Raw genomic sequence first — 1,259 nt, forward strand, 5'->3', positions numbered from 1 at the left:
GCAGATAATGCTGCTGCCATATGCCTCGCATCTACGCACTTCACCTCAAATCCTGCCTTTGATAACGCTTTACATAAATGTATTGATAGCTGTCCGCTTTCTATCCCTAAAATAGCATCTTCCTTATACCCTCCTGCCCTTAAACAATCTCCAATCGCATCTGCTTCGCTTAATACTGAACATTCGTATACTGTTTTACCCTTATCATTAATTACATTGATAAATGTTTCTTTCAATGACACGTCTAAACCTATATAATACTTCATTGGATACACTCCTATAATTAATTAAAGTTATTCCCATCGAATAAATACACTCCTTATTCGAATATCCAAATAATTATATTGTGTATCCATTCTCCATACAAACCTTACTATTTGCAATTACAGTATGTATTACACACTTACTATTACGTACCCACAATGTGTGGGCATTAAAACCATACATCCTATGGCTCATTCAGTACTTCTTCGAATCCTTTCGGTTGTTCTTGTTCCTGCATCAATTCATTATACTCTCCCCTGGAGCTATCAAACTCGTATACGTATTGTAATGGAGTTCGTGCTAATAAACTGTAGACTTCTCCATATCCAGACGCTGATCTTCCTCCATTCTCATCACTCGTGTATTCTGTGTACAGACTATGCACGTTGGACATCAGATGGTAAAGGCTGTATACCGTCATTCCTGATGTAAATATCAACCCTGCGTATGGCAAACCTCCTGCACCCATCACTATAGGCAATGCCATGTAAACTGTCGTTACCAGTACCTGTTTTAGCGCCTCTCCGTATTCCCCTTGGTACACTTGATATGTAGCTTCCAAACCCACTAGTGCTAATCCATACACATTCAATCCCTTGTACATTCCATATACATGCACTGTACCCAATACCACTTGCTTCACATTCTCAACTGTTGGTCGATTGACCACTCTTAGTACATCCACTACTGTATCAGCTATCTTGATGCTCAACGCTACTTTATACATCATAACTTCCACTTCTGCCGCTTTTTCTCCTATTATTCCCTTTATATCAATATCAGAGCTCATTTTTTGCTGCAATTCCCTTGCAAATATAAAATCTTCCCCTCTCCCTCCCTTGTCAGGGTGTAGTTTAAGCAGCACATGCTTCTTAAACTCTCCATAATTACGTAAAATATCTACCGATACTCTCTCATCTAGCTTGTTTTCTTTCAATATATCCTTAAATCTCCCAATCTCTCCCTTGTACAGATACTCCTTGTATTGCCATGCA

General features: G+C 38.9%; 1 protein-coding gene and 1 pseudogene. Both read right to left on the reverse strand.

Annotated features, from left to right (window positions below; genetic code table 11):
- Positions 1–266 (reverse strand): annotated as a pseudogene (locus EDM53_RS04920) (IS110 family transposase); the annotation flags it as partial.
- Between the two features lie 182 nt (positions 267–448).
- A partial coding sequence (locus tag EDM53_RS06235; protein ID WP_165379657.1) for a hypothetical protein occupies positions 449–1,259 on the reverse strand: 811 nt, incomplete at its 5' end.

It is taken from the genome of Rickettsiales endosymbiont of Peranema trichophorum (assembly GCF_004210275.1).
Lineage (GTDB): Bacteria > Pseudomonadota > Alphaproteobacteria > Rickettsiales > Midichloriaceae > RICK02.